Origin of the sequence: Aeromonas bestiarum, assembly GCF_000819745.1 — a bacterium.
GTDB classification, from domain to species: Bacteria; Pseudomonadota; Gammaproteobacteria; order Enterobacterales; family Aeromonadaceae; genus Aeromonas; species Aeromonas bestiarum.
Genome location: NZ_CDDA01000028.1, coordinates 165,486 through 192,006, shown reverse-complemented (window position 1 = coordinate 192,006; position 26,521 = coordinate 165,486). Strand labels below are relative to the sequence as shown.

Sequence of the window (26,521 nt, the reverse complement as noted above, 5' to 3'; positions counted from 1 at the left end):
GAACTCCTTACTTGGCCGCGGCCTGGCTGACCATATTGGCGCTGATGGCCTTCATCTCGGCGGCCGAAACCGGCTTGACCACGGAACCGGGACGGGCCTTCATCAACCCCTCGACTATGTAGCGCTCGCCGGGCGCGAGCCCGCTGTCGATCAGCACGCCGCTGTCGACCACTGAACCCAGCTTGACCGGCCGTGGCACCACCTTGTTGTCGGCATCCACCACCATCACCATGCGGTCGGCCTGGGACTGGACTATGGCGCGCGGCGGTACCAGGATGGCGTTCTTGCGCAGCCCCAGATCGATGGTCATGCGCACGAACTGGCCGGGCAGCAGGGCGCCCTTCTTGTTGTCGAAAATGGCACGGGCACGTATGGTGCCGGTCTGGGGATCGACCCGGCTGTCGGAGAAGTTGAGCTTGCCCGCCTCTGGATAGACGGAGCCGTCGGCCAGCCGGATGTGGGTGCGCCAGTTGGTGGCATCCTTGGCCTCAATCAATCCCTTTTTCACCGAGTTCTCGAAGTTGAGACGATCCTGCTCCGAGTAGGAGAAGTTGACGTAGAGCGGGTCGAACTGGGTGATGGTGGTGAGCAGGCCATTTTCGCCGCTGGTGGAGATGAGGCTGCCTTCGGACTGGGAGCTCTTGCTCGCCATGCCGTTGATGGGGGCCGTGACCTGGGTGTAGCTGAGGTTGAGATCCGCCTCCTTCACCTTGGCCTGGGCCGCCTGATGGCTGGCGATGGCGGCCTCGTAGTTGGCTATGGTGTCGTCATAGTCCTTGCGACTCACCACCTGGCGTTTGAACAGGGGGATGATGCGATCCCGATCGGCGCGGGCCTTGTTGAGACGGGCCTGCTCCTGGGCAAGTGTGCCTCTGGATTGCTCCAGCGCCACCTTGTAGGGCTCGGGGTCGATCAGGAACAGCTCCTGGCCGGCGCTGACCGGCTGGCCTTCCACATAGGTGCGTTTGAGCAGTATGCCGCTCACCCGGGAGCGGACATCGATCTCGCGAAAACCGGCGGTTTCACCCACCATCTCGGCGGTCAGGGGCACATCGGTCAGCTTGACCTCGGCCACCACCACGGGCACGGGAGGCAGCGCCTGGGCACCTGCGGTCGGCTCGTCGCCACAGGCGGTCAACAGGCTGGCCAGTGCCAGGGCAATACCACAACGCTTGAACCTAGCTTCCCTGACGTTTTGCACTTTCATCATCACACTCCTGTTGGATGGACAGCGATCGCCGTGCACACCTTTCTTCTGAACTGACATCATCAACAGCATGGTTACAAATTCAACTCATTGGATTACTGACAATTTTTCATGATAGAGCACGAATATTGAACCCAAGCTGCTCGGGGATGGAAGTTATCAGTGCCAATGGCGGCAGAGAGGCGAGCCAGCGACAACTTGTGTCCCGGCGCCGGACGCACTCACTATAAGCGTTGCGCGCGGCACGGGTGGTCTGGTGGGCATTATAAGAAGGAAAAGGACGGGGAAGTGGGGGCCGGGTCACAGTGGGGGCGTCAAACGTCCCCACTGTGTGTCGTCATCAGGCGAAGCAGGCCCAGATGGGGGCGTGGTCCGAGGGTTTCTCGATGCCGCGCAGCTCGTAGTCGATGCCGGTCTCGGTCACAGCGTCCTTGAGGGCGTTGGAGGCCATGATGAGGTCGATGCGCAGGCCGCGATTCTCGTCAAAGCCCTTTGAGCGGTAGTCAAACCAGGAGAAACGCTCGCACTCGGTGGGGTTGGCGGCGCGGAAGGTGTCGGTCAGGCCGAACCCTTTCAGCCGTTCCATCCATTCCCGCTCTATGGGCAGGAAGGAGCACTTGCCATCCCGCAGCCAGCGCTTGCGGTTCGCCTCGCCGATGCCGATGTCGAGATCGGTGGGGGAGATGTTCACATCCCCGATCAGTACCAGCTGATCGTCCGGGGTGTGGTGGGTCTCCAGATAGTGCTGCAGATCCTCGTAGAACTTCTGCTTGGCCGGGAACTTGGTCTCGTGGTCCTGGCTCTCGCCCTGGGGGAAGTAGCCGTTCATCACCTTGATGAGGGAGCCATCTTCGCGCTTGAAGGTGGCCATGATCATGCGGCGCTGGGCATCTTCCGGATCCGTGGGGAAGCCTTTTTGCACCTCGACCGGTTTCTGCTTGCTCATGATGGCCACCCCGTAGTGGGCCTTCTGGCCGTGGAACTCCACGTGATACCCCATGGCCTCCACATCCGCCAGCGGGAAGGCCTCGTCGTGCACCTTGATCTCCTGCAGGCCGATCACATCCGGCTGGTGTTTGTCGATGATGGCTTGCAGCTGATGAAGACGGGCGCGCAGGCCATTGATATTGAAAGAGATGATCTTCATGTCCGGGATGCTCATGTCATTTTTATAAGTCGCTATTGGACTAGGAATCCGCCCTGGATGCAAGTTCAGGGAGGGGTTGGCGCCGCGGGGGCGGGCCAACCCCCGTCAGCGGGTCATCTTCTTGACGAACACCACCACAAACAGCGCCAGCGTGAAGCTGCCGGTGAAGGCCTCGAAGGCGGCGAAGAGCCGTGACAGGCCTATGGGGGTGAAGTCCCCGTAACCCAGGGTGGTGAAGGTCACCACGCTGTAATAGAGGCACTCGAGCAGGAAGATGGCGTTCTGCTCCAGGGGGGCGCCTGGCCGGTAGATGAGGTGGTTGCCGTTGAAGCTCAGGCCAAAGAAGAAGTAGAAGATGCTGCAGATGAAGATGAGCAGCAGGGAGAAGAGCACCACCCGCATGGGCGCCTCGCCATAGCCGCAGAAGAGATCGACGATCCAGGAGGTGAAACGCTGGGTCGACCAGAGCGGCAACTGCAGCCGGCGCATGGTGAGCTCCTGCTGTATGTAGCGGCCGGACATGGTGAAGATGCCCTGGGCCTCCGAGGCCTTGCGCAGATCCCGGTAGGTCTCCTCGGCCTCTTTCAGCCAGATGCGGGCCTGCACGGGATCGCGCTCCTTGCGGCCGCGCCGCTCCTGCATCAGCCGTTTGCCGGTGTTGAGGTTGTCGAGGCGGGTGTTGTGCCAGCGAATGCCGAGCAGGTTGACGTCGTCGAGCTCGGCGCAGTGCAGGTTGGCTTCGCTGAGATCCGCTTTCATCAGGCTGCCGCCCTTGATGCGGATGCCGTAGAGGTGAGCTCCCTGCAGGTTGGCGCGATAGAAGTTGCACTGTTCCAGCAAGAAGCCCTGCGGGGCCCCCTTCTTCACCAGGTTGAGGCCGGCCAGGTTGGCGCGGGCCAGTTGCAGGCCGTGGCACAGACCCCCTTGCTGGATGTAGTGCTCCAGCTCGCGAGCGGTATGGGGACTCTGATGATCGGCGTGGGGATAGTGCCAGCGGCACAGTTCGTGCTCCTCCGCCTCCTCGCTGCAGTGGCGCCCGTCCGCCACCAGATATCGACACATGGCCATCGTCTGTTTCCTCCCCTCGCCGAGTCTGTATCAGCATAGGCGAGCGGGCCTTGGCCGGGGTCAACTGAGCTGGGTAAACTCCTGACGCAGTTTGCGAAAACGATCCTGCTGTGCCGGGTTCAGGGGGATGCCGTCCAGCACCTCCAGGGTCTCCTTGCACTCGGCGCCAAACTCCGGGCTCTTGCGGTTCTTCTGCATCAGTTGCAGCAGCACCTGGATCTTGTTGAGGGCGGCACCTGTATTGGCGGGGGCCCGGCGCAGCGCCTCGCGAAAGTGGCCGAGGGCCTGCTCCAGTTCACCGCTCTGGTAGGCCTTGATACCCAGTTCGTTGAGCTGCTGGTAACGCTGGCGGCGCTCGAGCACCGTCTTGTCGTCGCGGGTGGCCTGGATGCAGGTGGTGAGCAGCCTGTCTTCATCCTCCGCCAGCAGCGCCTGCAGCGTCTCGGCATATTCGAATTCGCCGAGCTGGTAGAGGGCGAGTATGGTCTCGCCCAGCAGGCTGGGGGGCATGGTGCCCGGCTGATCGAGCCAGTTCTGGTTGGCGCGATAGAGCATCTTTTTGCCCTTGAGCAGCTCGCCCAGGGCGATTTGCACCCGGGCCTGGCAGATCTGCTCGAACACCGGGTAGTTGAACTCCGACATCATCAGCGAATCGCGAATGCGCGACAGCGCCGAGTTCACCTGCTTTTGCAGGTTGGCGATGTGGTAGATGTCGTTGCTGTTGAGGGCGTACAGGGTCAGCGCCTGGATATAGGCCCCCAGATAGTGGGGGGTGCGATGGATGGAGTTGCGCGACAAGTCGATGAGCGACAGCAGCACGTCCTTGGCCTGGGCGTAGTCGTGGCGCAGCAGGCACACCTCCGCCAGCCGGCGGGAGAGCTGCACCGACTGGGGGGAGATGTCCACCGCCCGTCTGAGCTCCTGCTGGGCCTGTTCGTCATTGCCGAGCGCCAGCTGGGATTCCGCCAGCCAGAGGTGGGCCTCCACCATCAGCGGGGTGTTCTTGAGGGTCGCCTGCAGGTGGCTCACCGCCTCCTCATTAAGTCCGAGCGTATGGCACGCCTTGCCCAGGGTCAGCCGGGCCCAGCTGTTCTCCTGGCCGGCCAGCAGCTGGCGCATCAGGCTGCGCGCTTCCTTGGCCTGCCCCAGCTTGAGCTGGGTATCGGCCTGCAGGCAGCGGCAGAAGTTGGCAAAGCGCGGCACCGCATCGGCCCGTTCGGCACAGGCGGCCAGCAGGGTGGGCAGATCGTCCTGGGCGAGGGCGCTGAACACGCTCTCCAGCGCCAGGCGGCGGGCGAGGGCGCGTTTGAGGCGAAACGAGAACTGCTCCTGGGAGAAGGGCTTCATCAGGTATTCGTCGGGCTCGGCCTCCAGCGCGCTCAACACCATGGCACGGGAGCTGTCGCCACTCACCATGATCACCACGCTCTGGGGGGGGATGAGCTTCTGATCCCGCAGGCTCTCCAGCAACTGGCGGCCGTTCTCGCCGACCCCCAGTTCGTAATCGAGCAGGTAGATGTCAAAGGTCTCTTTCTGACAGCGACGTCTGGCCTCCTCGGCCGAATTGACATAGGTGATGCGACTGATGCCGATGTTGATCAGCATCGCCTTCATCATCACCTGAAAGGATCGCTGTTCGTTGACCAGCAGAATGCGCTTGGGCTTGGGCGGGGCTTTTTTTTCTGGCTCGGGTTCCGGTGTCTGCATCTGTCTGGGTCAGGGCGCTACGGGCGGATAACAGAAGTGTGCCACCAAAGCGCGCAGACAGGCAATTGAACATGGGGTGGGTGCCCTGTTTTTCGGCAAAGCCCCGTTATTCATGGCTTTTTCTGCACCAGATAGGGGGCAAATTGCGGGCTGTAGTCGGCCCGAAAGCCCTGCTCCGTCTTGATGATGAGGTAGACGGCCAGTTGGTGCTCCCTGGCGAAGGCCATGGCCTGCTCGGGCCCCATCACCATGAGCGCCGTGTCGAGGGCGTCGGCTTCCAGTGCGGTCGGGGTGATCACGCTGGCGGAGACCAGTTTGTGGGTCACAGGCGCGCCCGTGGCGGGATCTATGATGTGGGAGTAGCGCTGGCCATCGAGCTCGTAATAGTTGCGATAGCTGCCGGCTGTGCTGAGGGCCATGCCGTTCGGGCTTACCACATCGGAGAAGGCCCCCGGTTGATCGGACGGCTCGACTATGGCCACCCGCCAGGGGTTGCCCTTGCCCTTGCCCTTGCCGTTGTGGCCCTTGCTGCGCACGGCACCGGCCACTTCGATCAGGTAGTTGTGTACCCCCTTGCTCTCGAGCAGGGCGGCTATCTCGTCCGAGGCGGCCCCCTCGCCCAGGGTGGAGAGATCGAGGTAGAGCGTCGGGATTGTCTTGCCGAGCAGGAAGTGATTCCCCTCCGGCGTCAGGCTCAGCTTGTCTATGCCTACCTTGAGGCGGGCTGCGGCAATTTGCCCGGCATCTGGCCGCTTGAGCGGGCGCTTGTCCGGGCCGAATCCCCACAGGTTGACCAGCGGCCCCACAGTCACGTCCAGCTTGCCCTGGGTGAGATGACCGGCGTCGATACCCTGCTGCACTATCCTGGCCATGGCCGCCGGAATGACAGTGGGCTGCTTGCCCGTGCTCTGATTGAAGCGGGAGATGAGGGAATTCGGATCGTAGGTGGAGATCTCGTGGTTCATGCGCGCCAGCAGGGAGTCGACCTCCTGTTGCAGCGCAGGCTCGCCCCCCGGGAAGGGATCGCTCACAGTCACCACATAATAGGTACCCATTGTCTTGCCCTGAATGCGGGTCTGGGTCGGTGCAGGCTGGCAGGCGGTCAGCGCCAGTATCAGGGTCAGCAGGAGGCCGCGCAGGGCCAATACCGGGGGAAACGACATAAGCAATATCTCTATCTTGAACAGGGCCTGGTGCCATGGGCCGCCAGCTTAGCCAAGCGGCTGGCGGCTGGCGAGTGGCCGTGTGGAAAATGACGGGAGAAAATTAAACAGGGGTGGGCCGGGAGAGGGGTTGATGCGTATCCATTCAGGTTCAGCGTCTGTTGTGAATAAGGTCAATCTGGTGACCTGACCCGCAGCTTTGCGCTAAAGCCATAGCCGATTGACAACATTTGAGTAGAATAAGGTCGATTTTGACAGCATCTTTGCCAGTCCGGGCGCTCGCCTGCAGGCAATCGTGTTGCCATCTATTGCCAATCAAAGGAGAGGATGATGAAAAAGGCGATTACCCTGCTGTTTCTGAGTACCCTGGCTGCCCCGGCTCTGGCCGATGAGTGCGCGTTGGTCATCGAAGGCAATGATGCCATGCAGTACAACCTCAAGGAGATGAGCGTACCTGCCACCTGCAAAGAGGTGACTGTGACCCTCAATCACACCGGCAAGATGCCGGTGACCGCCATGGGCCACAACTGGGCGCTGGCGAATACCGCTGACTATCAGGCCGTGGCCACCGCAGGCATGAGTGCCGGTGCCGACAACAACTACCTGCCCAAGGATGATCCGCGCGTGCTGGCCCACACCAAGCTGGTGGGCGGTGGCGAGAGCACCAGCGTCACCTTCAAGACCGACGGCCTGGCCGGCAAAGACCTCACCTTCTTCTGCTCCTTCCCCGGCCACTTCGCCATGATGAAGGGCACCTTCAAGATCGGTTAAGCCGCTTGTCGGGTTGTCATGAAGAAAAAAGCCGGGCTGCCCCGGCTTTTTTTATGGTGCGGATACCTGGTGTCTATCGCGCTGTGCTGACGAGCCAAGCGATTGAATGAATGGTTCATTTCGTGATCTGGCGAGGAGTGGCCGCGTCCTGGACGGGATAGAATAGGCCGCAAGCGGGGCCTGTTGCCCCAGACTCAGAATGGATGTGGGTGATGAGAGCAGTCAAATGGGTGGTCAGCTGTTGCCTGCTGCTGGTGTGCGCCCTGGCGCTGGCGGCAGAGCCCCCGGTCAAGAAGAGCAGGAGCGGTATCTGCCACCCCCAGGGCGGCACCTACTACAGCCGCACCAAGCATTATGTTCCCTACGACAGCATGCAGGCCTGTCTCGACAGCGGGGGCCGCGCCCCCAAACGCTGAGCCCGACACCAGGGCCTGCACGGGTGTCTTCCTTAGCGGGCTTGCAGGGTAAAGAAGGCGATGGCCGTCTTCTTCTGGCACTCCAGTCGTATGCTCTCTTCCCCCGTGACCACCAACGTCTCGTTGACCGCGACGGCTTGGCCCTCAACGTCGAGCTGGCCGCTCAGCAGGTGGCAGAGGTAGGTCTTGTCTGTATCCAGACTGAGGCTAAGCGGGAAGGGCAGATTGAGCACCCGCACGTTGGCGCCGATGCGCACGGGATCGTAGATGAGCCCCAGATCCGTCACCTCTTTTTTCAGCAGCTCGCAGTGTGTCTCGTCATCGCCGCTGAAGTGGGCCGCCTCTAAGGTGGCATAGGGGTGGCCGTTGAGCACGAAGCCGGCGCCGCTGATGGGCAGCAGGATGCGTTGATAGCCGGGAAATTTGGAGAAGGGACCGGCGGCCTTGATGGGGGCCGAGCTCAGCCGGTAGTCAAAGTCGAGCTTGTCCAGGGTGGCGCCGCTGGGGGCGATGAGGATCTGGGCTGTGGTGCCCTGCTTGTTCTTCCAGGGCATCTTCAGCTGGTCGGACTCTTTTATCAGGGTGATCACTATGGCGCCTCGGCAGTGGAGTGAGAGAAGGGGCAATGAGGCCAAGTGATACCATCCCCCAGGCCGGCTCACAAGGCGGCGGCGCTTCGCGGTCGTCCGGTTGGCCACGATTTAGGCGCATTGGTCCGTCTGCCACCCGGCCTGCTCAAAATGCCGCCACTCGACGGGGCCGGGTCGGGTGAAACCCTCAGGCTGTGATCCCTGCGCTGTTAAACGGGCGGGAGGTCGCTACACTGGCAACTCTCTTGCTGTCTGGAGGCCCCATGGCCCACAAAATCATTCTGGATACGGATCCCGGTATCGACGACGCCATGGCAATACTGTTTGCCGAGGCGCACCCCGCCATCGAACTGCTCGCCATCACCACAGTGTTTGGCAATGCCACCATAGACAACGGCACCCGCAACGCGCTCTGGCTCAAGCAGAAATATGGCATGAAGGCGGATGTGGCCAAGGGAGCCGTGGCCCCACTGCGCCGCGAGCCGGTGGGGCCGACCACGGTCGTGCACGGCCCGAGCGGACTGGGGGACGTGGAGGCGGGGGAGGTGACCATCACGGCGGATCCCAGACCCGCCTGGCAATATATCGTCGAGGCGGTGAAGGCCGCGCCTGGCGAGATCACCCTGGTCACCATAGGACCGCTCACCAACCTGGCGCTGGCACTGCAGGAGGCGCCGGAGATCACCAGCCTGGTGAAGCAGGTGGTGGTGATGGGGGGCGCCTTTGGCGTCAACGGCCATCGCGGCAACGTGACCCCCTATGCCGAGGCCAATATCCACGACGATCCCGATGCCGCCGACCGGGTGTTTACCGCCGACTGGCCCGTGGTGATCATAGGGCTGGATGTGACCCAGCAGAGCTTCTTCAGCAGCGCCTATCTGGATGCGCTGCGCGATGATGCGGGTGAGCCGGGCCGCTTCCTGTGGGATGTGAGCCGCTTCTACCTGCGCTTCTACTCGGAGCGTATCGGTCTGGATGGCTGCCACGTGCACGATCCCTCCGCCATTGCCTACGTGATAGATCCGACCCTGTTCACCCTGCGGGAAGGACCGGTGCGGGTCATCAACGAGGGCCCGGCCATCGGCCATACCCTGCAAAAATTCGATGGCAAGTCCCATCCCCACGATGGCTGGGCCGACTATCGTGCCCAGCAGGTCGGGGTGGCGGTGCGGGATCAGGCGCTGCTGGCACTCTATCGCGAGACGCTGGTGGCCTGGGGCAAGGATTGCTGAGTGGCGCTCAAATGACGCTGTGGCTGTGATCCCCGCCAAACAATCGGGAGCCATGGCGGCCTATACTGGCAGCCATGGCGCGACCGGAAGGGCCTGAGATGGCCTGATCTGCGCGCGGATATCGAGTCGTTAGGAGGGAAATAGATGGCCTGGTTATCCTTGTTGGTGGCGATTGCCCTGATCTGGTGGTTGATGAAGCTGGGACGGGGCGCCCTGTTCGAGATCCGGCTTGCGCCGGGCAAGCTGGTGGTCAAACGGGGCAAGGTGCCTCCCGCGTTCATTGAGCATGCCAAGCAGATACTGCGCCACGAGACGGTGCGGGGCCGCATTCTGGGTCAGCGTGACGGAGACGGCGTCAAGCTGGTCTTCTCCCGCTCCATCCCCGAGCCGGTGGCCCAGCGTTTTCGCAATGTCTTCCCCTATGCCGATTACCGCCAGCCGGCGGCGCCCCTGCCGGGCTCAAAACCGCGCAAGGGTTGACGCTGCGCTCGCACACAACAAACGGGCCTCCACTGGAGGCCCGTTTTTTTATGGCAGAGGTGGTGCGGCGCAGGCTTATTCGTGCAGCGCGCGCTGGGCCTTGACGGTGGCCGGCTTGATGGCCACCCCTTCATTGCCCCAGGATGCGCGCAATGTGTTGACCAGCCCGGCCACCTGTTCGTCGTTGAAGGTCCAGCCATAACCCGGCATGCGGTAGCCGATATGACCCTGGGTAATGGGGGTCTCGGCGCCGTACAGCAGCACGTTGAGCAGGCTGGCCGGATCGTCGGCCAGCACTGTCTGGTTGCCCACCAGAGATGGAATCACTCCATCATTGCCCTGACCGTTGACGCCGTGGCAGGTGGAGCAGTACATGGCATAGTCCGCCTTGCCGCCCGCGTTGGCGTAGGCCCGGTTGCCCTGGGCTGGCGGCGTATGGTCTCCGATCTCGATAAGATAGGTGGCTATGCCGGCCAGATCCGCATCGCTGAAGTACTGGCTGCTGTGAGTGATCACTTCCGCCATGGGGCCGGAGACGGCCTGATGCTGGCTGCGACCGGTTTTCAGCAGATCGATCAGCGCCTGCTTGTCGTAGCGGGTGCCGCGGATGTCGGGGGCATACCAGCCATCCAGGGTGGCGCCGCTCAGATAGAGGGGGTCTGCCTCGGTCAGGGCTTTTTCCTGCATGCCGAGTCCGCGCGGGGTGTGGCAACTGCCGCAGTGACCGGCACCCTGCACCAGATAGGCGCCGCGATTCCACTGCTCGCTCTTGCCCGCCACCGGGGTGAAGCGGCTGTCATCGTGATAGACCCAGTTCCAGCCCATCAGCGGCCAGCGCATGTTGAGCGGCCAGGGGATGTCGCTCTCCTTGTTGGCCACCGCCAGCGGCTGCACCTCCTTCATCAGATGCTGGTAGAGATCCCCGAGATCTGCGTCGCTCATCTTGGCGTAGGCGGTGTAGGGCATGGCCGGATAGAGCCGATGACCATCCCGGGCCACCCCTTCACGCATCACCTTGATGAACTCCGGCAGGCTGTAGTTGCCGATACCGTGGGTTTTGTCGGGGGTGATGTTGGTGGAAAACACTGTGCCGATCGGGGTCGGGAAGCCCTTGCCGCCAGCCAGCGGCTGGCTGGTTTCGCTGGTGTGACAGGCGGCGCAATCCCCCAGCTTGGCCACGTATTCCCCCGCCGACATGGCAGGCGTTGCCTGTGCAGCCAGGGCGGGCAGGGCCAGCAGCAGGGCGCTGGCGGTCAGTGACAGGGCGCGGTTCATTGGGCACCTCCCTTCTGCATGGCGACCAGCTCGTTGACCGCACGCCAGGCCTGATCGATGGCGGAGTGGGCGTAGGGGCTCCAGTCCGAGTCGGAGTTGGCTATGGTGATGTTGCCTATGGGCTGACGACCCAGCTCAATCCATTTTTCGCACTGCGCCTCGTCATCGAACAGGGTGTTGGTGATGTAGGAGTAGCCGTGGGACCAGCGGTTGACCGTGATGGCAAGGATATCCTGCTGGTGGTTGAAACCGGCGCTGCCCAACATCCCCTGCAGCTGCTCGCGGATCATCTGCTCGTGCTGCTCGAACGGCATGCCGAGGATCATGGCGCGCCCCTTGCGGGACTGCTCGCGGGACGAGAGACCGCTGCCCGGCAGGGTCGGCACATAGACCATGTGCAGGCACATGGGCTGCTCCGGGCTCTTGGGATGCTCGTAGCCGCCGAGGTTGACCGGGTAGTCCAGCTTGACCCGGCTGTAGGGGGCCGCCGGTGAATAGACCTCGTGCACGCCGAGTTTGACGAAGGCGTGCCAGTTCTTGATCACCACCTTGGTGTAGACCAGCGGCGCCTTGGCATTCTGGCGCAGCGCCTCCTTCTGGGGCTCCGGCAGCTCGGGCACCATGTAGGGGATCATCATGTTGTAACCGGCCATGATTGACTGCTTGGCCCGCACCCTATGCAGTTTCCCCTCCTTGATGTAGGTGACATCCACCGCCGATTTGCCATCGGCGAGGCGGACGTTTTTGGCCTGCAGCGCCGTGCTGCCAAGGCGCAGTTGCACCTTGTGCTCCGGCAGGTCGAGCTTGCCGTAGTCAAACTTGGCCAGCACCACGTCCTGCATGGTGTGGCCGGGGGCCACCTGCGGAATGAGCTTGCGCACCATCAAGCGGGTCAGGCCGGCGTTGCCGTCCGGGAAGTGGAAGATGTAAGGATCGTCCAGCTCCGCCTGCTCCTCGGCATCGAGGGGAGTGAGATCCAGCCCGTCGAAGCCCGGCAGGGCACAGAGGCGCGCATCGGCGCAGGCGGTGGCGTCTATGCCGACCGCCTGGAAGTCGTTGGTGCGCTGCTGGAAGTAAGTGATCGCCCGCTCGCTGAGCCCCACCTTGTCGCGCAGGAAGCTGGTGTAGCTGTTGCGGGTCATCCAGAGGTCTTTCTCCTCCCGGCTCATGCCGCTCAGGTAGTCGATCTTCTCTTCGTGCAGGGCCAGCAGGGCCGCACGGTCGCTCTCGTCGAGCGGGAAGTCACCGATGAACTGTGCCAGCGGTCGGCCGTTCAAGCGATCGCGGGGGATGTCGTCGGCCACGTTGTGGCCCGGATCGCCGCTCACTACCTTGTTGACGCCAAAGTGCTGCTCGTCGAAGTAGACGCCGCGGCTGAGCCCCAGATCCGGGTAGAAGGTCTGCTGGAAGCCCTTGGCCAGCTCGTCGATGTTGACCTCGAGCGCCTTGAGCAGCCCGAGCGCAATGGGGCTGTAGACGGAGCGCGGCGATTGCAGGGATTCGCTGCCGCCGTAGCCCAGCCTCAGCCCATCGGGGGTGGTGAACTCGTTGCGCTTGGCGTGGCCGCCAAAATCGTCGTGGTTGTCGAGCAGCAGGATCTTTTTGTCCGCGCCGAGCAACTGCTGATAGAAGCAGGCGGCCGCCAGGCCGCTGATGCCGGCGCCGACGATCACCAAATCGTACTCATCCTCGAGGAGGACATTGGCGAAGTCATACTGCTTGCCGTCGCGGGCTATGCTGTGGGCCGGCTCGAAGGAGCCCGGATGGTTGCCGCGCAGGCCGGTGAGGGCGGGCGGATAGGCCAGCGTCTTGTCGGCCAGCGCGTTGCCGCCTTGCGCCGCTTGCAGCAGATTGATGGGGGCGACACCGGCCGCAATCGCTATGGCTACGCCGTTGAGAAAGTCTCTGCGTGTGATACTCATGGCAATCCCTGTTGTATGAAGAGTCAAATGGGAAATGGGATAGGGTTGAATTCGTGACTGGCTTGGTAACGAAGGGGCGCAACCTAACGCCATATCCGGATGGAGTCCATGGCCTTGATAATAACTTATTAAACAAAATGATGAGTCCTGTGATGGATTCGGCCCCTGGAAATGCATGCAATATGCATCTTTGCGGACTATGGCCCCATCAAATTCATGGAATTAATTAGAGTTTAATTTGATTAATTATGGTCCGGATTGAGTTCCACCCAATGATCTGTCTGTTCGGCGGCGGCGCCGAAAATAGCGTCGATATTTTATACAAATAGCAACGAACGGGGCGATTTAACCCTGCCGAATATAGGGTGAAGCAGCTATCTGTCTATTCAATCAACAACTATTGGATGAAATAAAGTCGGTTAATGATGAATTCATGATTTGTGGGATTTGATAAATACCTTGCCGTCAAGGCATTAACATGCTTCACAGGGAAATCCCAAACCGCACACAAGTTCGGGATTAATTTTTCATGTTGTTCACATCCCCCCCCGATGCAATAGAATGATGCGTTTTTATTACAACTTTACGCCTTGCGAAGATGAGGAAACGGCATGAGACCTGATGTAAAAAGGGGCTTGGGCGCCTTGCTGTTGCTCGCGACAACCGGCTTGCTCAGTGGTTGCGACATGGCTCTGATGAGCCCCAAAGGGCAGATTGGTCTGGAACAGAAATCACTGATATTAACGGCCATCGGGCTGATGTTAATTGTAGTGATCCCTGTGATTATTATGGCAGTGGTATTCTCTCGTAAATACAGAGCATCCAATACCAATGCCAAATACACCCCGGATTGGTCTCACTCCAACAAGATTGAAGCGGTCGTCTGGACCGTACCCGTCATTATTGTCGCCATCCTGGCGGTCATTACCTGGAAAACATCCCACTCGCTGGATCCTTATAAACCGCTGGAATCGGACGTCAAACCGATCCAGGTCGATGTTATTTCCCTCGACTGGAAGTGGTTGTTTGTCTATCCGGAACTGGGTATCGCCTCGGTCAATGAACTGGCCTTCCCGGTCAATACCCCGGTCAATTTCCGGGTGACCTCCGACACTGTGATGAACTCCTTCTTCATTCCCCAGCTGGGCGGTCAGATCTACGCCATGGCGGGCATGCAGACCAAGTTGCATCTCATCGCCAACGAGGCGGGCCAATACAAGGGGATCTCCGGCAGTTACAGCGGCGCCGGTTTCTCCGGCATGAAGTTCCAGGCCATCGCCACGCGGGATCAGGCCGACTTCGATGCCTGGGTCGCCAAGGTAAAACAGTCACCCAAGATGCTTGCCACCATGGCCGAGTTCGAGGCCCTGGCCAAGCAGAGCCAGAACAATCCGGTGGAGTATTTCGCCAGTGCCGACCCGGCCCTGTTCGTCAACGTGATCAACAAGTTCATGGGTGACATGAAACCGGGTGAGCACCAGGGCATGGCCCACGAAGGTGCCATGCAGCATGGCGACACCCTGGATCATCAAGCAATGGACCATGACGAGATGACCCATGATGCACAGATGGATCATGCCGGGCATATGGCCATGCCGATGGATGACAAGAGTGTGAAAGCAGGATCCGAGGAATAATTGATGTTTGGAAAATTAACGCTCGACGCTGTCCCGTACCATGAACCCATTATCATGGTCACGATAGCCGCTATCTTATTGGGCGGGCTGGCCATCGCCGGGCTGATCACCTATTTCGGCAAGTGGCAGTATCTGTGGCAAGAGTGGTTCACCTCTGTGGATCACAAGCGTCTCGGTATCATGTATCTCATCCTGGGCATGGTCATGCTGCTGCGCGGCTTTGCCGATGCGGTCATGATGCGTACCCAGCAGGTGATGGCCTCGGCCGGTGGCGAAGGCATATTGCCGCCCCACCACTACGACCAGATCTTCACCGCCCACGGCGTCATCATGATCTTCTTCGTGGCCATGCCGCTGGTGATCGGCCTGATGAACATAGTGGTGCCGCTGCAGATCGGTGCCCGTGACGTGGCCTTCCCCTTCCTCAACAACCTGAGCTTCTGGTTTACCGCCGCCGCCGTGGTGCTGATCAACGTCTCCCTCGGGGTCGGTGAATTTGCCCAGACCGGCTGGCTGGCCTATCCGCCCTTGTCGGGCAAGGAGTTCAGTCCCGGGGTCGGGGTCGATTACTGGATCTGGAGCCTGCAGATCTCAGGATTGGGCACCCTGCTGACCGGCGTGAACTTCTTTGCCACCATCATCCGGATGCGTGCCCCCGGCATGACCATGATGCGGCTGCCGGTGTTCACCTGGACCGCGCTGTGTGCCAACATACTGATCATCGCCTCCTTCCCGATCCTGACCGTCACCATAGCCCTGCTCACCGCAGACCGTTACCTGGGTACCCATTTCTTTACCAATGACATGGGTGGCAACATGATGATGTACATCAACCTGATCTGGGCCTGGGGTCACCCCGAGGTCTATATCCTGGTGCTGCCGGTGTTCGGGATCTTCTCCGAAGTGGTGGCGACCTTCTGCAAGAAGAAGCTGTTCGGCTACACCTCCCTGGTGTGGGCGACCATTGCCATTACCGTGCTCTCCTTCGTGGTCTGGCTGCACCACTTCTTCACCATGGGATCGGGCGCCAACGTGAATGCCTTCTTCGGCATCACCACCATGATCATCTCGATCCCGACCGGGGTGAAGATCTTCAACTGGCTGTTCACCATGTACCGCGGTCGCATCGAGTTCACCTCGCCCATGCTGTGGACCGTCGGCTTCATCATCACCTTCACCGTGGGTGGCATGACCGGGGTACTGCTCTCCGTGCCGGCCGCCAACTTCGTGCTGCACAACAGCCTGTTCCTGATCGCCCACTTCCACAACGTCATCATCGGCGGCGTGGTGTTCGGTTGCTTCGCCGGTATCACCTACTGGTTCCCGAAGGCGTTCGGCTTCAAGCTGGATGAGGTCTGGGGCAAGCGCGCCTTCTGGTTCTGGATCACAGGTTTCTTCGTGGCCTTCATGCCGCTCTACGTACTGGGCTTCATGGGCATGACCCGTCGGGTCAGCCAGAACATAGATCCCGAGTTCCACGGCTGGCTGGTAGTCGCTGCCTGCGGTGCCGGCCTGATCGCCATCGGCGTCCTGTGCCAGGTTATCCAGGTGGTGGTCAGTATTCGTGACCGCGAGAAGAACCGTGATCTGACTGGCGATCCCTGGGGTGGCCGTACCCTGGAGTGGTCGACCTCTTCACCGCCGCCCTTCTACAACTTCGCCATCGAGCCGAAGATCACAGGTCTGGATGCCTTCTGGGAAGCCAAGCAAGACGGTTCTGCCTTCCTGCGGCCGGCCCAGTACGCTCCCATCCACATGCCGAAAAACTCGGGTGCCGGTGTCATCATCGCCGCCTTCAGCGTGGTGTTCGGCTTTGCCATGATCTGGCACATCTGGTGGATGGCCATCGCCGGCTTCGTCGGCATGATAGCCACCTGGATCGTCCACAGCTTCAATGAGGACGTGGATTACTACGTGCAGGTTGACGAAATCGAGCGCATCGAAGGTCAGCATTTCGACAATATCAACAAGGTGGCTTAATTCCATGGCGACTGACGTTCTACATCACACTCACGGCGCCCATGACGATCATGGGCACCATGATGCCGGTGCCACCAAGGTGTTCGGTTTCTGGATCTACCTGATGAGTGACTGCATCCTGTTTGCGACCCTGTTCGCAACCTATGCAGTCCTGGTCAACGGCACCGCCGGCGGCCCGAGCGGCAAGGACATCTTCGAACTGCCGTTCGTGTTTGCCGAAACCATGCTGCTGCTGCTGAGCTCCATCACCTTCGGCTTCGGCATGCTGGCCATGAACAAGAACAAGGTCTCCGCGGTCAATACCTGGCTGCTGGTCACCTTCCTGCTTGGCGCTGGCTTCATCGCCATGGAGATCTACGAGTTCCACCACCTGATCGCCGAGGGCTTCGGCCCGCAGCGCAGTGGTTTCCTCTCCGCCTTCTTCACCCTGGTCGGTACCCACGGGATCCACGTGACCAGTGGCCTGGTCTGGATCATCGTGATGATGGTGCTGATCAGCAAGAAGGGGCTGACCGAGCGCAACCGTACTCGCCTGATGTGCCTGAGCCTGTTCTGGCACTTCCTGGACGTGGTGTGGATCTGCGTCTTCACCGTGGTCTATCTGATGGGGGTCATGTAATGAGTCATTCCGTTGACAATCACGGCGCGAGCCACGGCAGCGTCAAGTCCTATATGACCGGCTTCGTGCTGTCACTCATCCTGACCGCAATCCCCTTCTGGATGGTGATGGACGGCTCCGCCTCCCATGCCATGGTGCTCGGCACAGTGGTGGCCATGGCGGTGGTGCAGATCTTCGTGCATCTGATCTACTTCCTGCACATGAACACCTCGTCAGAGGAGCGCTGGAACCTGGTGGCACTGGTGTTTACCGTGCTCATCATCGCCATCGTGGTCGTGGGTTCCCTGTGGATCATGTACAACCTCAACATCAACATGATGGTTCACTGAGCGGCTTGATGTGATGATGAAGCAATACCTGCAAGTGACCAAGCCGGGCATCATCTTCGGTAACCTCATCTCGGTTATCGGGGGATTCCTGCTGGCCTCCAAGGGGAGCCTGGACGTGCCCCTGTTCATCCTGACCATGGTGGGTGTCTCCCTGGTGGTGGCCTCCGGTTGTGTGTTCAACAACTACATCGACCGGGACATCGACTGCATCATGGAGCGCACCAAGAACCGCGCCCTGGTGAAGGGGCTGATCGCCCCCGGTGTGTCGCTCTGGTATGCGAGCGCGCTGGGCGTTGCGGGCATTGCACTGCTCTACTTTGCGGCCAATCCGTTGGCCGCCTTGCTGGCAGTGCTGGGCTTCCTGGTCTATGTGGGGGTCTACAGCCTCTACATGAAGCGTCACTCCGTCTACGGCACCCTGGTCGGCAGCCTCTCCGGCGCCGCGCCACCCGTCATCGGTTACTGCGCCGTGAGCGGTCAGTTCGACTCGGGCGCCTTGATCCTGCTGGCGATCTTCAGTCTGTGGCAGATGCCGCACTCCTATGCGATCGCCATCTTCCGCTTCAAGGATTACCAGGCCGCCAACATACCCGTGCTGCCGGTGGTGAAGGGGATTGTCGTGGCCAAACACCACATCACCCTCTACATACTGGCCTTCATGGTGCCGACCCTGATGCTGTTCCTCGGCGGTTACGCCGGTTACAAGTATCTGATCGTCGCCACCGCGGTCAGCGTCTGGTGGCTGGGTATGGCGCTGTCGGGTTACAAGCAGGCGGTCGATGACTCCCTCTGGGCCCGCAAGCTGTTCATGTTCTCCATCGTCACCATTACCTGTCTGAGCGTGATGATGTCGGTGGACTTCCAGCCGGATGCAACTCCTGTGCTGGTGAGCATGCTGCCCTGACCCTGACCCTGACGCGGCATGTTCTCCATCGTCGTCATCATCTTCACCTGCCTGAGCGTGATGATGTCGGTGGACTTCCAGCCGGACGCAACTCCCGTGCTGGTGAGCATGCTGCCCTGATAGTGTGAACTGCACCCCTAAATGCATGAAATCCAGAGCCGGGAACCTTCCCGGCTCTGTTATTATGGGGCCGCCCTGCGGGGCACTTTTCCCGTTGTTCGGGTGTGGCGCGCCTTGTGTCATCCACCCCTTGCGTCTCCCTTCTCTTTGACCTATCGAGGCCATCATGAATGATTTCACCATGACGAGGGGCGAGCGCCGCGCGACCTGGGCGCTCGGCTCCGTCTTCTCCCTGCGCATGCTCGGCATGTTTATGGTGCTGCCGGTGCTGACCACCTATGGCATGTCGCTGGCGGGCGCCTCCGAAGCCCTGATCGGCCTTGCCATCGGCATCTATGGCATGACCCAGGCGCTGTTCCAGATCCCGTTCGGCCTGCTCTCCGATCGCATCGGCAGAAAGCCGCTCATCGTCGGCGGCCTGCTGATGTTTGCGCTGGGCAGCGTGATCGCGGCGCTGACCCACTCCATCTGGGGCGTCATCCTCGGTCGCGCCCTGCAGGGCAGCGGCGCCATCTCGGCGGCCGTCATGGCGTTGCTCTCGGATCTCACCCGCGAGCAGAACCGCACCAAGGCGATGGCCTTCATCGGGGTGAGCTTTGGCATCACCTTCGCCATCGCCATGGTGACTGGCCCTCTCATCACCCACGCGCTGGGGCTGTCCGGTCTGTTCTGGCTCATCGCCCTGCTGGCGCTGGGGGGCATAGCCATCACCCTCTGGCTGGTGCCGACCCCGACCGGTCACCTGCTCAATCGCGAGTCCAGCATGGTCAGGGGCGGGATGCGCACCGTGCTCACCAACCCGCGCCTGCTCAAACTCAACCTCGGCATCCTCTGCGTGCACACCCTGCTGATGTCGAGCTTCGTGGCGCTGCCGCCGCTGCTGGAGCAGGCCGGTCTGCCCCGTGACAGCCAGTGGCAGGCCTATCTGGTCACCATGCTGGTCGCCTTTGTCAGCGTGGTGCCCTTCATCATCTATGCCGAAAAACGCCGCCAGATGAAACGGGTATTCCAGGCTTGCGTGCTGGTGATGCTCATCGCCGAAGTGGTGCTGTGGCAAGCCGGGTTGCAGCTGTGGGGCCTGCTTGCCGGGTTGCAGCTCTTCTTCATCGGCTTCAACGTGATGGAGGCGCTGCTGCCGTCGCTCATCAGCAAGGAGTCGCCACCGGGTTACAAGGGCACCGCCATGGGGGTCTACTCCACCAGCCAGTTCATCGGGGTGGCCATAGGCGGCAGCCTGGGTGGTTTGCTCTACAGCCTGGGCGGCGGCGTGCTGGTGTTTGGCAGTTGCGCCCTGCTGGCCCTGGCCTGGCTGGGGGTCAGCCTGACCATGCAGGAGCCCCCCTATGTGAGCAGCCTGCGCATAGTGCTGCCAGAAGGGGTCGAGGCGAGCCCGGCGCTGGAGCAGAAGATCCGCGCCTGTGACGGGGTGAGCGATGTGCTGCTGGCGCCGGCCGAGCATTCGCTCTATGTGAAGGTGGACAGCAAGCGCCTCACGCGCAGCGATCTGGAGCGGCTGGTCGCCGTCTGACGGCGTCTGCCAGCATGCAAAAGCCCGCCAATTCGGCGGGCTTTTTGTTGGACTGTGCTCAGTTGGGCCGGGTTCAGTCGGCCAGGCAGGGCTGCTCGCTGGGGAGGCTCGCGGCGTCACCCAGCAGCAGGGTGCTGAGGGCCTCTCTGGCGCACTGCGAGGAGTGCAGCTGGCCATGCCGGTTGCTCTGCTCCACCCGCACCAGACGGGCGGCGCTGCCAAAGGCGGCCTGCATCTGGCGGGCACCGGCGAAGGGGGTATTGGGATCGTACTCGGCGCCGAGCACCAGGGCCTTGGCATCATCCGGGAGCTTTATCTCGCCGGCGCCAGCAGTCGCGATGGGCTGGCGCGGATAAGGCCAGTCGGCGCAGGTGTTGAAGCTCTTGGCCAGCAGCAGGGCGCCGGCCCCCTGGAAGGCGGCATCTTCCGGATCCAGCGCCTGCCAGCCATAGGGCTCGCTGTTGTCGGTGCAATGGATGGCGCTGAAGAAGGGCATTTCCAGCAGATCCTGGTAGGGGGTCTCGTCGGCCTGCTCCTTGGCGAGGCGGGCCAGCAGGGGGCCGGCATCATCCTGCTGCCAGAAGGCGAGCTGATCATCGTGCTGGCTGCCGCTGATGGCATCGCTCATCACAGCTTCCCAGTGGGCGCGGTCGAGCACATTGCCCATGTTGTCCACATAGCGGCCGCTGTCGCGCACCTGGCGGGTCACCGCCATGCTGCGCTGCAGTGCCTCGGCCCCGAAGCGCCAGGCAAGGATGCGATTGGCATTCTCGGCATCGCCGCGGAAGATGGCCGGGTAGCGGCTCTCGGCAGGGGACATCGGCGAGTCGACCACCAGGTTGGCCACGTGGCTCGGGTAGCGGGCGGCATAGAGGGCGGCGAGGCGGGTGCCGTAGGAGAAGGTGATGGGGGTGATACGGTCGCGCCCCAGATGCTGGCGCAGTCGCTCCATGTCCTCGACCACGGCCCGCGAGCCCAGGTACGGCGCATGCAGCTTCAACGGCTCGTCGCAACGCTCCCGCAGCGCAGTGCCGAAGGCCTTGCCCTGATCGTCACCGCTCTCGAGCGCCAGCAGGGCGCCCTTGTCACGGCTGGCAAAGATCTGGGCGAGCTGCGCCGGGGTCATGTCCGGCCGGATGCCGCTCTTGTCCGTCAGCAGGCAGCTTCTAAGCTCGTGCCCGAGCGCGCTGTAACCTGCCCCGCGGGGATCCAGGGTGACTATGTCGTAGTGCGCCAGGATGGTGGGGTTGGCACTGCGCAGCATGTCGAGCAGGATACCCAGGTCCGGGGTGGCCGAGGTGGGGCCGCCCGGGTTGTAGAAGAGGGTGCCGCGATAGTCGCCGGTGGCGCGATAGTGCACATAGAAGAGGTCTATGGTGTCCCCCTTGACCGTGCGGGTCTCCTGCTTGATCTCGTCCCGGATGGGGTTGCCTGACCAGGAGGGGGTCGAGAAGCGGCTTGTGTTGCCAGAGAGGAAAGTGGCAGCCGGGGCGGGGGCAGGGCGTTTCTCCCATTTGGTCTGCTTGATCTGGACCCACTCCTTGTCGTAATCGAGCGGCACCGTCAGGTAGTGGCAACTGACCTGGCTGGCGGGCACGGCGACGCCATCCTCCTGCCACCCCTGTTGCAATTGGCGGCAGATGTTGCCCGTGTCATAAGCGGCGGTAATATGCCGCGCCTTGAAGGGAGCCTCCTCTTTTTTTTCCAGATCGCAGCCCGCCAGCAGGGCTGGCGCCAGCAAAGATATCATCAGCGTGTATTTCATTTTTTTGTTTCCATCGTATTGCCTGAACAAGCGGATGGTAAGCGAAGGAGTGGTATGAGACGCAGCAATTAATTGTGTATAAATATTGCTGTGATTTATATCAAAAATACATGCAAACAGTTAAATTACAACATTGATAATAACGGTTGAGGTGGCGGCTGTTATTTTTACATTGCTCAGCTGGTTTGTTGGTGGGTATGATGGTTTTAATTAAATCAATTAAAAATAATGGGTTGTAAATTATTATGGATGTGACGTCCTGATTGCAGGGTGATAGTTCAAGCATGGAATATGAGCTGGTTTTTTATGATATCTCGTTGCCCATCTGCTTTATCATGCCGCATCTGGCGCACGACATTGCTGGAACATTTTCCGCCAGTAGTAAAAGGAAAATAAGAGAGAATAAATCCACAACCATAGCGTCGAGTCTCAGCCAGATAAAAATACCCACTCGTGTGGGTATTTTTATTGTCGAGTGCGGGATGGCGCAGATCAGCGCTCGATCAGCGGGGCCGAGCGATAGCTCCACAGGCCGTAGGTGCGCAGCGCATCGCGGTAGATACCGAGCAGCTCGCTGTCGCTCACCTTGGCCAGTGTCGAGAGCGACTTGTCCGGGTAGCTGACGCTGTCTATCTGGATCCCGGCCGGGCCGCTCTGCCAGCAGGCGATCTCCAGTAATGTCTGGCCCCGGCGCACATGGCTGGCGGAGCTCACCAGGGTGGCGTACTGGATCTGGTGGCGGGCGAGGGCGTAGCCGCTGTAGAGGGCGTTCTCCACCGTACTGGTGGCGTAGTTATCCTCTATGATGCGCGAGCGATCTATGCCCTTCTTCACCAGCCAGTCCGCCATCAGCTTGCCCTCGGTCTGGCGGTTCTGGGGCACGCCGCCGGTCAGTATGATGAGCGCCGCCGGGTTGGCCTGGGCCAGGGAGCGGGTGGTCTCCAGTCGGCCCAGCAGTATGTCGTGCATGCTGCCATCGGGGTTGAGGGCATAGCCCAGGGTGACGATGGCCCGGTTGCCCGGCTTGGGTGAACGCTCCCCCTGTTCCTTAAGCGGGGTGGCGTTGACGCGGGCCACCGTATCCAGGATGCGCTGCAGATCGGCAGCACGGCCGGGATTGAGGGTCGCCAGCTTGCTCTGGTATGCCTGGGCGGCACTGGGGTTTTGCTTGAAGGTCTGCCAGGTGGCCAGGTAGGTGAGCAGGTCTATGTCGTCCGGCGCCGTGCTGAGCGCCTGCTCGAACAGGCCTATGGCCTTGTCCACGTTGCCGTTGTAGATCTGGGCGTTGGCCGCCGAGATCAGCAGGTCGGTGCGATAGGGTTCGAGCTGATAGGCCTGCAGCAGCAGCTCTGTGACCTGCTCCATGTTGCTCGGCATCTTGGCGGTGAAGCCGGCGGTGGAGATGCGGGCCGGCGACTTGAAGATCTGCCAGGCATCCGCCAGCAGCTGATCCACCACCTGACGCTTGCTGATGTACTGGTCGTAGTTTTGCTCCTTTTGCAGGGAGCGCACCGGAGCAGCCCAGGCATTGGTGGAGACAAACACTGGCAGCGCCAACAGGCTGGCCAGGGTCAGGGCAATCGCGGTTTTCTTCATCATGGCGTTCCACTTGGGGTTAAGGGCGTTATGCCATTGCATGACCCGTAGGGGCTTTTCCAATAAAAACATAAACTTGGTGATTGCCTACTCTACTCCTTTTCAGATGAAAAAAACGTGAACCGATTCGGTTATCCGGGGATGGGGTCTGTGCCTCGCTCCTGTGCCGTCTGCCGAGCTGCTGGACCCTGCTGGCTGGCGCTCATTGGGCTTGTGCTCACTTGCGGGTCAATCCTGCCGCGTTTTCGGGCGAGCCCCTGTCCGGGGTGAAAAAGTTGCCTAAGCCAATCGTTTTACCGCTTTTTCTGTGACGGCGATCACTGTACCATCGGCGCCCCTGTGGTTTGCCAATCTGGGCTCCATCGCGGTGCAGCTCGGCTCCATCGGCACCATGGCGCCGGAGCGCCGTCACGATGTGGCCAATATGGGCTTCAAGGCTGTGCTGGCGGCGACCCTGGCCAACCTGATGAGCGCCACCCTGGCCGGGATCTTTGTCTCGCTGGCCTGATAGCTTGATGCAATAGCTGCTTAGTCGGCGGCAAAAACAAAAGACCCCCTCTTGCCGCTGGGCAAGAGGGGGTTTTTTCGTGGGAGGTTACAGCTGCAGATCGGGCAACAGCGCAGCCTGTTCCTGAAAATGGCGACAGCGGCGCTCAACGTCATGTCGGTAGCGTGCCAGATAAGCCAGCTCGGCGGGATTGTCTGTCTCAACCATGGCGATGGCGGCATCCAGATGAAGGAGGATGTCGTTGGCCAACTTGTGCAGGGTCTGCTGCAACAGGCGTTTGGGCAGGTCACATGCCTCGGCCATCTCCAGCAACTGCCATGCGTTGACCGCCTCGGGGGTAAACTCGTCGCCTATGGCCATGGCCAGATGCTGGTTGAACTCGGGGTAAAGCCCCACATTGACCAGATCGTACCAAGGGGTGGGCGTCAGCCCTGCCCGCGAGACGAAGAAGCTGTAGTTCTTGCCATGGGCATCATGGTTGTTGACGCAGAGGTTGAAGAGCAGCCATTGCAGCATGTTCAATCTGGCTTGCGCCGGATTGACACAAAGGGCGCTGAGGCTGAACAGTCGTGGCAGGCTCACCCCTTCCCTAATATGGGCCACATCCCGCCCGTCACCGAAGTTGCGTTCATATTTTCGCGTGACGGGGAACCCCAGCCCCTGACAGGCGTCGATCATGTGGCGACGGCGAACCCTCAAGCCATCTTCATCAAGACGCCGATCAAACCGTTCCACCAGCAAGCCTCGGTGGGACTTCTCATCTTGACCAAATGTGTGCAGTTCAACCTGTGCGACCGGCATGCCCAGCAACGCGGTCAGCCGCATGGTCACAAATTCATTGATCACCAGATGAGGGTGATGCTCGAACTTGAGGAGGTGGGTGGAACAGAGTTCGCCCTCGCCAAACCCCAGCGCCCCCTCGAGTCGCAGCACGTTGAGCTTGGCCTGCACACCCGCAACCGAGAGTCGGGGGCGACCATCCCAGACTTCCAGCGGCCAGATCTCGGGCTGATCGAGTCGCAGCATCAACTCCTCTGGGGTGATGGGGCGAAAGTGGGTGGGAATGTCGGACTCTGCGGACAGGGTAAAGGTGACAGCTCCGGATACATCGCGGCCAATGCCGTGGATCAGGGCAAAGAGATTGCTGCGCGAAACGGATAGCGCCTCAATCAGGTGCTCCAGCCCGCGATTTTCTGGCAGCAAGTTGCCGAGATATGCCCGGATCTGGGCGCTGCTGGCCGAGCCATCCAGCGCCAGCGGTGGTGAAAGCGGGAATCCATGCGCTTGCCACTCTGGCAGATAGCCGAGCTGAAACGCATCCCGGCTGGAGTCATATTCGAGATGGCCGATCAGTTGGCTACCCAGCCGAAGTTCAAGCCGATGGTGCTCAGAACCACTCATCATCACCGACCTCTGGTTGGCTGTTGCCGCTCGTTACCTGTGAACCCACTTCCTGCACCAGTTGCAAGCGCAGCCCCAGCGCCTTCATCACCTGCAATAGGGTAGAGAGGTAGACATCCCCACCCTTCTCAATCTTGATCAGGGTCTTTTTGGATATGCCGCACAGTGAGGCCGTCACCTCCTGCGTCATCCTGGCGGCCTTGCGCCTATCGCGTATCGCCAGCCCCAGCGAGGCGGGATCCAGTTCTTTCGGGCCGGTTTGCAACGATGTGTCTGCCATCATGATCACGGAAAAAGTGTAGGTTGTTACACCTTAACTCATGGTAAGAGCAAACAGCAATCAAAAGTGTACGATGGTGCACTTTTTATGGTCTAGGTGCTGTTTGCGAGAGAAAAGTGTAGAGAGGTTCACTTTTTAGAATAGAAGAGGTGGTTAGGGATGGTCTGGGGGATGACTGAGGGGCCGGGAGGGTGTTGCTTGCAGAGCAGCCTTGCACTTCACGTTCACTTCATCGAGCGGGGGTAGAGTAGGCTCACGTTTTCAGTTGGAGCTTTACCCTATGCCCACCATAGTCACTCACGCCGCCGTCCCTCTCTGTCTTGGGCTCGGGCTTGGCAGCCGGATGATTCCGCCGCGCCTGCTGCTGGCTGGCGTTGCCATCGCCATGCTGCCCGATGCCGATGTGCTTGCCTTCAAACTGGGGGTCGCCTATGGCCATGTCTTGGGTCATAGGGGCTTTACCCATTCACTGCTGTTCGCCTTTGTCCTGCCCACTCTGGCCATGTTGTTTCACCGCCAACTTAAGGCGAGCGCCGCCACCGTCTGGTCGTTTCTGCTGGTTTCGCTACTTTCCCACAGCCTGCTCGACTCGCTCACCACCGGCGGCAAGGGGGTTGGCTGGCTCTGGCCTTGGCGTGACGAGCGTTTCTTCGCCCCCTGGCAGGTGATCCGGGTCGCCCCCTTCAAGCTGGAGGCCTATCTTACCGCCCGAGGTGAAGCGGTGATCCTCTCCGAGCACTACTGGGTCTGGCTGCCGGGAATTGTATTGATGCTGGGATTCATGGGGTGGCGGGTATTGAGAAGGGAGGGAGGCGTGGGACGAGGGTCGCCACGCGTTGAAACTAGATCTGTACACGTTGACAGTCAATCTTGAGG

Annotated in this window: 23 protein-coding genes and 2 pseudogenes; 13 read left to right on the top strand and 12 right to left on the bottom strand. The window is 60.9% G+C overall.

From position 1 onward, the window contains the following. Positions 1 to 7: 7 nt before the first annotated feature. The 5 genes from BN1118_RS14220 to BN1118_RS14200 all read right to left on the bottom strand — a co-directional run bounded on the left by BN1118_RS14220 (position 8) and on the right by BN1118_RS14200 (position 6,292). Entirely contained in the window at positions 8 to 1,207 is a 1,200-nt protein-coding gene (locus BN1118_RS14220; protein ID WP_043556749.1) for an efflux RND transporter periplasmic adaptor subunit, read from the bottom strand. A gap of 340 nt (positions 1,208 to 1,547) precedes the next feature. Further along, the gene (xthA, locus tag BN1118_RS14215) at positions 1,548 to 2,354 is read right to left on the bottom strand and encodes an exodeoxyribonuclease III (RefSeq protein WP_042871215.1); all 807 of its coding nucleotides are present in this window, start codon (positions 2,352 to 2,354) and stop codon (positions 1,548 to 1,550) included. A 105-nt stretch (positions 2,355 to 2,459) separates the two neighbouring features. Beyond that, complete coding sequence (locus BN1118_RS14210) at positions 2,460 to 3,422, bottom strand: ion channel (protein ID WP_043556747.1); 963 nt, start codon at positions 3,420 to 3,422, stop codon at positions 2,460 to 2,462. A gap of 60 nt (positions 3,423 to 3,482) precedes the next feature. Then, a complete protein-coding gene (locus tag BN1118_RS14205) occupies positions 3,483 to 5,129 on the bottom strand; it encodes a tetratricopeptide repeat-containing response regulator (RefSeq protein WP_043556745.1) in 1,647 nt (548 codons plus the stop codon). Positions 5,130 to 5,239: 110 nt separating this feature from the next. After that, positions 5,240 to 6,292 carry an FAD:protein FMN transferase gene (locus tag BN1118_RS14200; RefSeq protein WP_043556744.1) on the bottom strand — a complete coding sequence of 351 codons (1,053 nt, stop codon included), beginning with the start codon at positions 6,290 to 6,292 and terminating at the stop codon, positions 5,240 to 5,242. A 330-nt stretch (positions 6,293 to 6,622) separates the two neighbouring features. Here BN1118_RS14200 and azu point away from each other — a divergent pair, with 330 nt between their 5' ends. Both azu and BN1118_RS14190 read left to right on the top strand, forming a co-directional pair. Next, positions 6,623 to 7,063 carry an azurin gene (azu, locus tag BN1118_RS14195; protein ID WP_042871224.1) on the top strand — a complete coding sequence of 147 codons (441 nt, stop codon included), beginning with the start codon at positions 6,623 to 6,625 and terminating at the stop codon, positions 7,061 to 7,063. A gap of 212 nt (positions 7,064 to 7,275) precedes the next feature. Continuing rightward, positions 7,276 to 7,479 (top strand): hypothetical protein, encoded by a 204-nt coding sequence (locus tag BN1118_RS14190; protein ID WP_043556742.1) that lies wholly within the window; start codon positions 7,276 to 7,278, stop codon positions 7,477 to 7,479. Between the two features lie 32 nt (positions 7,480 to 7,511). On the opposite strand, the gene BN1118_RS14185 is transcribed toward BN1118_RS14190, so the two are convergent. Further along, positions 7,512 to 8,069, bottom strand: a complete 558-nt coding sequence (locus BN1118_RS14185; RefSeq protein ID WP_043556741.1) for a HutD family protein — start codon at positions 8,067 to 8,069, stop codon at positions 7,512 to 7,514. A gap of 263 nt (positions 8,070 to 8,332) precedes the next feature. On the opposite strand from BN1118_RS14185, the gene BN1118_RS14180 reads away from it, so the two are divergent. Then, positions 8,333 to 9,301: a nucleoside hydrolase gene (locus tag BN1118_RS14180; RefSeq protein WP_043556739.1), complete on the top strand. Its 969-nt coding sequence runs from the start codon at positions 8,333 to 8,335 to the stop codon at positions 9,299 to 9,301. Positions 9,302 to 9,445: 144 nt separating this feature from the next. After that, positions 9,446 to 9,781, top strand: a complete 336-nt coding sequence (locus BN1118_RS14175; protein ID WP_043556737.1) for a DUF3634 family protein — start codon at positions 9,446 to 9,448, stop codon at positions 9,779 to 9,781. Between the two features lie 75 nt (positions 9,782 to 9,856). Here the strand turns inward: BN1118_RS14175 and BN1118_RS14170 are convergent, their stop codons facing one another. Continuing rightward, positions 9,857 to 11,056, bottom strand: coding sequence for a c-type cytochrome (locus tag BN1118_RS14170; protein WP_043556735.1), 1,200 nt, complete (start codon positions 11,054 to 11,056; stop codon positions 9,857 to 9,859). Beyond that, positions 11,053 to 12,978 carry an NAD(P)-binding protein gene (locus BN1118_RS14165; protein ID WP_043556734.1) on the bottom strand — a complete coding sequence of 642 codons (1,926 nt, stop codon included), beginning with the start codon at positions 12,976 to 12,978 and terminating at the stop codon, positions 11,053 to 11,055. The genes BN1118_RS14170 and BN1118_RS14165 overlap by 4 nt, the downstream gene beginning before the upstream one ends. 611 nt (positions 12,979 to 13,589) lie before the next feature. Between BN1118_RS14165 and cyoA the strand changes: the two genes are divergently transcribed. The 7 genes and pseudogenes from cyoA (at position 13,590) to BN1118_RS14135 (ending at position 20,095) form a co-directional block, all read left to right on the top strand. After that, positions 13,590 to 14,615 (top strand): cytochrome o ubiquinol oxidase subunit II, encoded by a 1,026-nt coding sequence (gene cyoA, locus BN1118_RS14160; RefSeq protein ID WP_084214134.1) that lies wholly within the window; start codon positions 13,590 to 13,592, stop codon positions 14,613 to 14,615. Positions 14,616 to 14,618: 3 nt separating this feature from the next. Then, the gene (cyoB, locus tag BN1118_RS14155) at positions 14,619 to 16,595 is read left to right on the top strand and encodes a cytochrome o ubiquinol oxidase subunit I (RefSeq protein WP_043134253.1); all 1,977 of its coding nucleotides are present in this window, start codon (positions 14,619 to 14,621) and stop codon (positions 16,593 to 16,595) included. A 4-nt stretch (positions 16,596 to 16,599) separates the two neighbouring features. Then, positions 16,600 to 17,214, top strand: a complete 615-nt coding sequence (locus BN1118_RS14150) for a cytochrome o ubiquinol oxidase subunit III (RefSeq protein ID WP_042871241.1) — start codon at positions 16,600 to 16,602, stop codon at positions 17,212 to 17,214. Continuing rightward, the gene (locus BN1118_RS14145) at positions 17,214 to 17,543 is read left to right on the top strand and encodes a cytochrome o ubiquinol oxidase subunit IV (protein ID WP_025327639.1); all 330 of its coding nucleotides are present in this window, start codon (positions 17,214 to 17,216) and stop codon (positions 17,541 to 17,543) included. The genes BN1118_RS14150 and BN1118_RS14145 overlap by 1 nt, the downstream gene beginning before the upstream one ends. Before the next feature lie 10 nt (positions 17,544 to 17,553). Beyond that, on the top strand, positions 17,554 to 18,447 hold the full coding sequence (gene cyoE, locus BN1118_RS14140) for a heme o synthase (protein WP_043134248.1): 894 nt from the start codon (positions 17,554 to 17,556) through the stop codon (positions 18,445 to 18,447). An 18-nt stretch (positions 18,448 to 18,465) separates the two neighbouring features. Continuing rightward, positions 18,466 to 18,567: pseudogene (locus BN1118_RS22510) on the top strand (heme o synthase); the annotation flags it as partial. A gap of 166 nt (positions 18,568 to 18,733) precedes the next feature. Then, the gene (locus BN1118_RS14135; protein WP_043556729.1) at positions 18,734 to 20,095 is read left to right on the top strand and encodes an MFS transporter; all 1,362 of its coding nucleotides are present in this window, start codon (positions 18,734 to 18,736) and stop codon (positions 20,093 to 20,095) included. A gap of 73 nt (positions 20,096 to 20,168) precedes the next feature. Here the strand turns inward: BN1118_RS14135 and BN1118_RS14130 are convergent, their stop codons facing one another. Both BN1118_RS14130 and BN1118_RS14125 read right to left on the bottom strand, forming a co-directional pair. After that, positions 20,169 to 21,860, bottom strand: coding sequence for an alpha/beta fold hydrolase (locus tag BN1118_RS14130; RefSeq protein WP_043556728.1), 1,692 nt, complete (start codon positions 21,858 to 21,860; stop codon positions 20,169 to 20,171). Between the two features lie 492 nt (positions 21,861 to 22,352). Next, on the bottom strand, positions 22,353 to 23,456 hold the full coding sequence (locus BN1118_RS14125) for a YdcF family protein (protein ID WP_043556726.1): 1,104 nt from the start codon (positions 23,454 to 23,456) through the stop codon (positions 22,353 to 22,355). A 337-nt stretch (positions 23,457 to 23,793) separates the two neighbouring features. On the opposite strand from BN1118_RS14125, the pseudogene BN1118_RS14120 reads away from it, so the two are divergent. Then, a pseudogene (locus BN1118_RS14120) lies at positions 23,794 to 23,964 on the top strand (nucleoside transporter C-terminal domain-containing protein); the annotation flags it as partial. Between the two features lie 87 nt (positions 23,965 to 24,051). Here BN1118_RS14120 and BN1118_RS14115 read toward each other — a convergent pair. Together BN1118_RS14115 and BN1118_RS14110 are read right to left on the bottom strand one after the other, a co-directional pair. Beyond that, positions 24,052 to 25,368, bottom strand: a complete 1,317-nt coding sequence (locus BN1118_RS14115) for a HipA domain-containing protein (protein WP_084214132.1) — start codon at positions 25,366 to 25,368, stop codon at positions 24,052 to 24,054. Continuing rightward, on the bottom strand, positions 25,352 to 25,645 hold the full coding sequence (locus tag BN1118_RS14110) for a helix-turn-helix domain-containing protein (protein WP_039216115.1): 294 nt from the start codon (positions 25,643 to 25,645) through the stop codon (positions 25,352 to 25,354). The genes BN1118_RS14115 and BN1118_RS14110 overlap by 17 nt, the downstream gene beginning before the upstream one ends. Positions 25,646 to 25,925: 280 nt before the next feature. On the opposite strand from BN1118_RS14110, the gene BN1118_RS14105 reads away from it, so the two are divergent. Further along, the gene (locus tag BN1118_RS14105; protein ID WP_244463619.1) at positions 25,926 to 26,519 is read left to right on the top strand and encodes a metal-dependent hydrolase; all 594 of its coding nucleotides are present in this window, start codon (positions 25,926 to 25,928) and stop codon (positions 26,517 to 26,519) included. Positions 26,520 to 26,521: the final 2 nt, after the last annotated feature.